Origin of the sequence: Shewanella sp. 3_MG-2023 (assembly GCF_030548765.1) — a bacterium.
GTDB lineage: Bacteria > Pseudomonadota > Gammaproteobacteria > Enterobacterales > Shewanellaceae > Shewanella.
This window is the reverse complement of the sequence record NZ_JAUOSH010000047.1, coordinates 21,356-29,609: the sequence shown is the minus strand read 5'-3', so window position 1 is coordinate 29,609 and position 8,254 is coordinate 21,356. Positions and strand designations below refer to the sequence as shown.

At 42.7% G+C, this 8,254-nt stretch carries 6 protein-coding genes; 4 read left to right on the top strand and 2 right to left on the bottom strand.

Translation table 11 applies throughout. The features are described from left to right. Nucleotides 1–401: 401 nt before the first annotated feature. Complete coding sequence (locus tag Q4591_RS18915) at nucleotides 402–1,463, bottom strand: polysaccharide lyase family 7 protein (RefSeq protein ID WP_102440716.1); 1,062 nt, start codon at nucleotides 1,461–1,463, stop codon at nucleotides 402–404. Nucleotides 1,464–1,906: 443 nt separating this feature from the next. Between Q4591_RS18915 and Q4591_RS18910 the strand changes: the two genes are divergently transcribed. The 4 genes from Q4591_RS18910 (at nucleotide 1,907) to Q4591_RS18895 (ending at nucleotide 7,230) form a co-directional block, all read left to right on the top strand. Further along, nucleotides 1,907–3,109, top strand: a complete 1,203-nt coding sequence (locus tag Q4591_RS18910) for an ammonium transporter (protein ID WP_102440715.1) — start codon at nucleotides 1,907–1,909, stop codon at nucleotides 3,107–3,109. Nucleotides 3,110–3,411: 302 nt separating this feature from the next. Continuing rightward, entirely contained in the window at nucleotides 3,412–3,834 is a 423-nt protein-coding gene (locus Q4591_RS18905) for a hypothetical protein (RefSeq protein ID WP_102475665.1), read from the top strand. A gap of 385 nt (nucleotides 3,835–4,219) precedes the next feature. Next, nucleotides 4,220–6,535: a TonB-dependent siderophore receptor gene (locus tag Q4591_RS18900; RefSeq protein WP_303414640.1), complete on the top strand. Its 2,316-nt coding sequence runs from the start codon at nucleotides 4,220–4,222 to the stop codon at nucleotides 6,533–6,535. 11 nt (nucleotides 6,536–6,546) lie between these two features. Further along, nucleotides 6,547–7,230 (top strand): Fe2+-dependent dioxygenase, encoded by a 684-nt coding sequence (locus Q4591_RS18895; protein ID WP_368501231.1) that lies wholly within the window; start codon nucleotides 6,547–6,549, stop codon nucleotides 7,228–7,230. A 20-nt stretch (nucleotides 7,231–7,250) separates the two neighbouring features. On the opposite strand, the gene Q4591_RS18890 is transcribed toward Q4591_RS18895, so the two are convergent. Beyond that, entirely contained in the window at nucleotides 7,251–8,159 is a 909-nt protein-coding gene (locus tag Q4591_RS18890; RefSeq protein ID WP_102475662.1) for an AraC family transcriptional regulator, read from the bottom strand. Between the last annotated feature and the right edge of the window lie 95 nt (nucleotides 8,160–8,254).

Below are 8,254 nucleotides of genomic sequence, written 5' to 3'. Positions count from 1 at the left end.
CGGTTGTTTATATCGATAAGCAACTGAATAGCGCAGCTGTAGAGGCAAATGTTTAACTATTTTGTATAGATAAGAGGCCGGTTGTTTATATCGATAAGCAACTGAATAGCGCAGCTGTAGAGGCAAATGTTTAACAGTTTTGTATAGATAAGAGGCCGGTTGTTTATATCGATAAGCAACTGAATAGCGCAGCTGTAGAGGCAAATGTTTAACTATTTTGTATAGATAAGAGGTCGGTTGTTTATATCGATAAGCGACTGCTTGGCGCAGCTATTGAAGCAATGAGTCCTGAATCAGGGTTAAAATTAATAATTAACGCTACAAAAAAACGCCCAATGACAATGCATTGGGCGATATAGCTAACGGCGATTTAACGCCATTAAAGATCAATAAAATAGCGGTTACTGATTAAGCTCTAGCTCATAGAAGCTTGCTTGGGCATAGTCACCGGCTTCCATACCACGCCACTCACAGTTTGAGCTACTTGCTTTGGTATTACATTGATTATAAACACCGGCTTTGTAGTACATCCAATCAGCTTGGTAACCTTGGTCAACTTCGTGACCTTGGTAATTACCTTCTGCTAGGTTCACATCAAAGGTTTTAACGATTTCGTTTGCTTCACCAGGATTTTTGGTGAAAGTAAGCTTCATGATGTCACCTTCAACATTCACTTCATAAGAGAATATTTCTCCTAGACGGATACCATCTTGTGGATCGTCATGGTGCTCACGTAGGTTGTAAGTGCCGAATACATTATGGCGAATATCTTTACGTAGCTTCTTGCCGTTACTATCTCTGGCATCTTGTAATTCTGGTATTGGATTTAGCTCATAGTTCCAAGACAGTGAACCAAATTCGTGACCTGGCAGCTTACGATATAAGATTTTTAATGGCTCGTTATCAGAACCATGAATTTGGCCAATAACCACTGCAAAGGCATTGTTCTTGCGGTATTCACCACTGGTACTGACTTGATCAACTGCCAATGTAGCTTTCAGTTGGCCGCCAATTGCGCCGTACTCGCTTGCATCTGGGTGAGAGGCAATTACAAAATTGGTTTTTGGATCATCGTATTTTTCAGCCAACATGCCGCGTAATTCGCTACGGGTGTTTTTACTATTTGGCGTTGTAGGCGCTTCATTTGGTGCAACAAAAACCAAGGCACCGGTTTTAGGGTCGGTATAAAACCACTCAGGGTGAACGTAAGGGGTTTGGGTATTACCAAGGTCGTGGCGATTAATCTCTAAGGCTTTGCCTTTACGCGAGCCTTCTGTAGTTAGCTCAGGAAGGGTGATTTTCCATTTTGTTAGGTCAAAGTTTTGTGCTGGCGCTTTAGTCGCATCAAGATTGTATTTAGTGAGATCGTAGTTGAACTCTTTTTTTACTTGTGGAGCCGGTGAGGTCGCGGAGCAACCTGCAAGAATAGCAACCGCTAGTATACTAAGATGGAGCTTTTTCATTGTTTTTACCCTTAGGATTAACTCTATTTCATTGCTTAAGGATACTACAGTATTATTGTATTACAAAAGTGTGATCGAGATAGGGAAATGAATTTTTTGCTGCACAATTAAGCTAACTTTGTGCACTATTTGAGGTTTAGCCGTGCTGTCAGTGGTTTTCACTGTAAAAATATTGATATCAAGCATGGGTTTGCACCAGTGAGTGGCGGTTAGTTTGTTGAGTGATCCACAGTGGTGCAACCCTTGTTATTTAATATTGCTTTAGCGACTAGCTAATCGTTATTTATGCACTTATTTAGGGCGTAATTGGTGCTATTTCACCTTATTCATCAATGTCTTGCACCTTACTGGTACAAATTAGTATGACAAAACCTTAATAACGGAATAATTCTTGCTTTTGTAAGTCCCTGAATTTAATAAAAGAAAAACTTATGGGGATAAGCATGGATAACATTAGTGATGCAATTAGCGTCATGGCACAAAGTGCAAATACATTATTTATCTTACTTGGTGCCATTATGGTGCTGGCAATGCATGCGGGTTTTGCCTTTTTAGAAGTCGGTACTGTTAGGCATAAAAACCAAGTGAATGCGCTAGTTAAAATCTTAACTGATTTTGCTTTTTCAGCGCTGGCGTACTTTGTCATTGGCTACCAAATAGCATATGGCAGTCACTTTTTTGTCAGTGCTGATGCGCTAACGGCTAATAACGGCTACGAGCTGGTTAAGTTCTTTTTCTTACTCACCTTTGCAGCAGCAATCCCTGCCATCGTATCGGGTGGCATTGCCGAGCGCGGCAGTTTTAAACCTTTCTTATTAGCATCAGCTTTGATCGTAGCGTTGGTATACCCACTGTTTGAAGGCATGATTTGGAATGGTAACTTTGGTTTTCAAACTTGGTTAAATGACACCTTTGGCGCTGAGTTCCATGACTTTGCAGGCTCGGTAGTGGTACACGGTATGGGTGGCTGGTTAGCGCTGGTGGCGATATATGTATTGGGCTCTCGCCAAGGCCGTAAACCGGGTGTGGCATTTGCACCCTCTAATATTCCGTTTCTGGCACTCGGTTCATGGATACTGATTGTCGGTTGGTTTGGCTTTAATGTTATGTCAGCGCAAACCCTTGATGGCATTAGTGGCTTAGTGGCGGTAAACAGTTTAATGGCCATGGTTGGCGGCACCATTATCGCGTTGATTGTCGGTAAAAATGACCCTGGTTTTATCCATAACGGCCCGCTTGCAGGCTTGGTGGCTGTGTGTGCTGGTTCTGACTTAATGCACCCAGTAGGGGCATTTATTGTTGGCGGTGTGGCCGGTGGTTTATTTGTGATGGTGTATACCCGTTTACAACGCAGTACTAAAATTGATGATGTATTAGGCGTTTGGCCATTACATGGTTTATGTGGTGTGTGGGGCGGCGTTGCTGCAGGCATATTCGGTCAGCAAGCTTTTGGTGGATTAGGTGGCGTAAGCGTAATGTCTCAAGTGGTTGGCACTGTCGCTGGGGTTGCTGTGGCGCTTATTGGTGGTTTTATTGTGTATGGCGTCGTCAATAAAATCTCTAGCTTACGTTTAAGCCAAGAAGATGAATTTATTGGCGCTGATCTAGCGATCCATAAGATTGGTTCTACCAACTCAGATAAATAGTCTGTTACGCACTAATAGCGGCATAAATCTAGCGGCATAAATCGCTTTGGTGAGTAATACTTTAATTAAGGCGCTAATAGGCGCCTTAATTGATCTTATTGCTATATTTGATGAGTCTCATGTATTGTCGATGTTAGTTGTGGTTTATAAAAAGCACGCTACGGACACTAAACAGGCCTGTGTTTCTGGTAAACTCAGCTTACTTAGTTGCTAAAGCGTTAGCTCGTAACACATTCGTTCTTGAAACAGTTAATCAGATCGGTTTAAAACTGTTTTTAAATTTTGCTTAAAAGGAATCTCCCATGCGCACATCATTAACCTTATCTGCATCTATCGCTGCTTTATTACTTGTTCAAGGCTGTAATGAGCAAGTTGAACCACAATCTGAGCCAGCACCAGCAGTGGTAAAAGCAGCCCCTGTAGAAAAAACGGCTGAAATGGAAAAACCTGATACTAGCTCTGAAAAAGGGATCGCTATGCAACAAGGGACTGTAAGATATTTTGATCTTGAAGGTGGATTTTGGGGCATTTTAACTGACGATGGTCAGCAAATTCTGCCAAGTAACTTAGCAAAAGAATATCAAAAAGATGGTTTACGTTTGAGCTTTAGTGCCGCTGAAGTGACTGACATGATGACGATTCAGCAATGGGGTATTTTATCGACCCTAAGCAATATTGAAGTTATCGGTCAGGTGGAAAGTAAAGGTGGTAACCCACTTATCTAGTTCTTTAACTAGAACTAGGCTTAGGTCTTTTTAAGACTAGTTTGCTCAGCTTATAAAAATAAGCTTATTTTTTACAATGGGTTGATCTATAACAGGTCAGCCCATTTTTATTGCTGCCGCTTTAATTATTCGCCGCTTTAATCAATACCCCTCTTGAATTAATACCTTCTTTAATCAATGTCTTGTTTAGTCAATGTCTTGTGTAATCCGTAAGTTGTTGCGTGGGACTTGCTAACACAGTTGGTTCAGCAAAACGTCTCACATCACTAAATTTACAATTCAAACACTAATGTAAATGATAATGGTTTCTATTTACATTGTTGTTGCCGCTTTGTTAGTATCGCCTCCTAAATTAGTTGGTTCTAACAAAAGGATTGTTTTTAATATGAAATCTCGCTATCACACGTCGTTATCCCTAGGTGCAAAAGCCGTTGCTACCGCCTTGTTTTTTAGTGGCGCTCCTGCCTATGCTGCTGAAGTAGAAACTGAAGCTTGCGATAAAAGCGAAAATATTGAATGCCAGTCACAAGAAGCCATCGAGCGCATTGAAGTCCACGGGGTGAAAAGTTCGGTGTATTTTTACGATACATCAGGGGATAAACGTCGCGTTGCCGATCTAGTTGATACCCCACAAATGATCACGGTACTGACTCAAGATCAAATTCAAGAATCTGGCTTAACCGATTTAAAAGATATTTTGTCTACCCAAGCGGGTGTGACCTTGGGCACCGGTGAAAACGGTAATGCTTTTGGTGATCGCTATATTATTCGTGGCCATGAAGCCCGCAGTGATGTGTTTGTTGATGGTTTGCGCGATCCGGGCATGACCACCCGTGAAAGTTTTGCCACCGAACAAGTGGAAATAACCAAAGGCCCAAGTTCAACCTTTGCTGGACGCGGATCATCAGGCGGTGCCGTTAACAGTGTCACCAAAAAAGCCTCAACTGCTTATAACTTTGGCCGCGTTGATGCCGCAGTCGGTACCGATGATCACACTCGTTTTACTGTTGATTATAACGTGCCGCTAACTGAAGATGTCGCGCTGCGAATTAACGGCCTGATTGCCGATGAAGATAAGCCGGGCCGTGAAGGCATTAGCTCAGAAAGAAATGGTGCTCAATTGTCTTTAGTGTATGAAGCGACTGATGCTTTGTCATTTATCGCCGATGGTTACTACATGAAGGCCGATGATGTGGCTGATTTAGGTAGCTACTTTGACCAAGATACTCGCAAGCCAATCGAAGATATTCCAGTTTATGCTCAAGATTCTGACTTTCTCAGCTCTGATGTCAGCACGTTTACCTTGCGTACCGAATATGACATTTCAGACAGCTTAACTTTCTACAATGCTACTCGTATTGGTCGCACTGAAAATGGCTATATAACTACGGGTATGAGTGGCACTAATCGCGCAGCCAGCGATGTTGACGCGCCGGGAGCTGAAACCTTAACCATTAGCACCCATCAAGGACGCCAAGATGTTGAATACTGGAACACTCAGTTCAACTTATTCTGGAATACCGATATTTTAGGTATGGAGAATAAGTGGGTATTTGGACTCGAATATAGCGATGAATCAGTGGATAACGGCTTGTATGATATCGTCAATAATAACGCCACTAATTGTATCGTCGATGGCCGCAGAGGCGAGTCTGGTGCTTACTGTATTATTGATGGTAATGGCGATGAAGTTGATAATATCGACCAGCTGATGGGCCGTACTTATTCAAAAGGGGCATCTGATGCCATATATAACATCGAAACCATCTCGGCTTACTTCATGGATACCGTGGCAATCACCGAAGAGGTAGAACTCTTTTTCGGCTTCAGACAAGATAGCTTTGATTACACCAATGACACTTCAAGTAGCCGTAATGGTGATATTTTATATGACTATTCCGACAGCATGTATAACGGCCATGTTGGCTTAGTGTATAGCCTGACAGAAGCAGGCAATATATACGCCAGCTACAGTACCGCGACTAACATCAATGGCGGTGAGTCAGACCTTGGCGCAAGTTGTGGTTATGGTGGACTTTGTGGCACACCTGAGCAAGTACTGGCAGCGGATCCAGAATTGGTTGAGAATATTGAACTGGGTACTAAATGGATGCTGTTTGACGATAGCGTGATGTTTTCTGCCTCGGTATTCCAAATCACTAAAGATGATGTAATGGAAAGCGTCGGTGATAGCTATTCAACCTTAGGTAGCCTCAATACCGGTAAAAACCGTGTAGAAGGGATTGAAATTGGCATGGTGGGTAACATTACTGATGCCTTTAGTATTCAGCTTTCAGCGTCATTAATGGACTCAGAAGTACTTGAATCATTTAATGAAGATTATATCGGTAAAAAACTGAGTAACTTTGCTGATGAAAGTGCCTATTTACAGCTCCGTTATGAGATTAATGACATGTTCGTCATTGGTGGTGGTTACACTTATCAAGGCGAAATGTACGGCGGACAGCCTGACACAGCAGCAGGATATGATCCTGAAAATGACCGTTACAGCGTAGTGGTACCGGCTTATCAAGTGGTGAGTTTATTTGCTAATTACAATGCGACAGAAGCATTAACCTTCCGAATTAATGTGGGTAATGTTCTCGATGAGGAGTACTGGACTGCGGCATATCGCTCAGGCTCATTCATGTATCTTGGTGATGCAAGAAACGCCAACTTAACTGCGACATTTGAATTTTAATTAAAGGGATCATCATGATTGTTATTGAGAAAATATTGACTGCTGAAGAAGTGAGCTTATTTAGGCAGCAATTAGCTGATGCGCCATGGTTAGATGGCAAGCAAACCGCCATGGGCATGGCGGCGTCAGTCAAAAATAACCATCAAGCGGATGCTAATGATGATGTGGTGCGCCAACTGGCTAATAAGTTGTTGGCGCAATTTGGTCATAACCCTAAGATCGTTTCGGCGGCCTTACCCCATAAAATTTTTCCGCCTTGTTTTAATCGCTATGGGATATCTGAAGAATATGGTTTTCACGTTGATGCTGCAGTGATGCGCATTCCGGGCACCAATGAGGTGCTAAGAAGTGATATGTCGATGACCACCTTTTTAAGTGAGCCAGATGAGTATGATGGCGGCGAGTTAATTATTGCTACCGAGTTTGGCGAGCAGCAAATAAAGCTGCCAGCAGGTTACGCAGTATTGTATCCATCTAGCAGTTTACATAAAGTCACTGCAGTAACCCGTGGTGAACGAGTGGCTGCCATTACCTGGATGCAAAGCATGGTGGCTGATGGGAGTTTAAGGCAAAACCTTTATCAGCTTGATCAAACCATTCAAACGCTCATCAGCCAAGGTAATACCGATCGCAGTGAGTTAGATAATCTGCACAATGTTTATCATAACTTGATCCGTCAATTTACCCAGCTGTAAGCTTAAATCCGATTTAAAAGCTAACTCGCTAAATGGCGCAGTTTATAATCAACAGGGCAAATGCCATAAAACTGTTTAAACAGGCGACTAAAATGGCTAGCACTGTGGTAACCCAGTGAATAACACACTTGGGTTATTTGCTGGCCTTGCTCTATCAGCGTCGCCGCTTGAGTTAAGCGGCTTTGCTGCTGATAAACCATCGGCGTGCAGCCCAAATGCTGTTTAAATTGCTGAAAAAACTTACTGCGGCTCATACAGGCTTGTCGGCACAAGGCATTAATATCTAATGGCTCGCTGAGGTGCTGCTTAATATAGTGTAACGCGGCGTTGAGGCCATTAAATTGCGGGTCGTTATGACTGTGATGCAATAAAAAGTCACGGGTTTGATGACGCATTAAGCGCACTATTAATTCTGAAATCGCCAAATCAATCAGATAACTGCGGTCCTGTTCATTCTCGGTATAAATCGCCACAATTCTGTCTAATAGCGCTTGTGTTTGCTGATTATGGTGGGTATGCACTAAAGATGGTTGGTATTGCCAGTGGCCATATTGCTTATCGATAGGCGCGCTCAGATTGAGTTTATCGGCAATTTGTTGTACCCGTTCGGTTGAAATCTCAATGGCTAAACAGGTGGTGGGTTGATGGATTTTAGCCTCAGGAAAATCAATTTCTACGGCTTGATTGGGCGCCATAATAAAAGATTCATGGGGGTAAAACGCCGCCTCATAATCATCTACCGAGTGCATCACTTTTTTACCCGTCACCATGCCGCAAAATAACAGTTGGTCAGATTGTAGTGCCACCCGTGAGGCTTGCTCAAAGGTATCGTAAATACTCAGTTCAGATTCAGGTCCAGCAAAACTAATCTTGTTTTCTACTAGTACCTTTGGCTTGCTGCGCTGCAGTTGTAGGCGTCCACTGATCATATTGTTCCCTCACAGAGTGATACCAAGTCATTTGGTATATTTGTTCCTGAACAACAATCCTTACTTATGCTGCGATAGCCTAGAGGCAATGATCG

Bases quoted from the DNA above. Each gene is read 5' to 3' on its own strand.
- Q4591_RS18915 (WP_102440716.1), bottom strand. From the start codon at position 1,463: ATGAAAAAGCTCCATCTTAGTATACTAGCGGTTGCTATTCTTGCAGGT.
- Q4591_RS18910 (WP_102440715.1), top strand. From the start codon at position 1,907: ATGGATAACATTAGTGATGCAATTAGCGTCATGGCACAAAGTGCAAAT.
- Q4591_RS18905 (WP_102475665.1), top strand. From the start codon at position 3,412: ATGCGCACATCATTAACCTTATCTGCATCTATCGCTGCTTTATTACTT.
- Q4591_RS18900 (WP_303414640.1), top strand. From the start codon at position 4,220: ATGAAATCTCGCTATCACACGTCGTTATCCCTAGGTGCAAAAGCCGTT.
- Q4591_RS18890 (WP_102475662.1), bottom strand. From the start codon at position 8,159: ATGATCAGTGGACGCCTACAACTGCAGCGCAGCAAGCCAAAGGTACTA.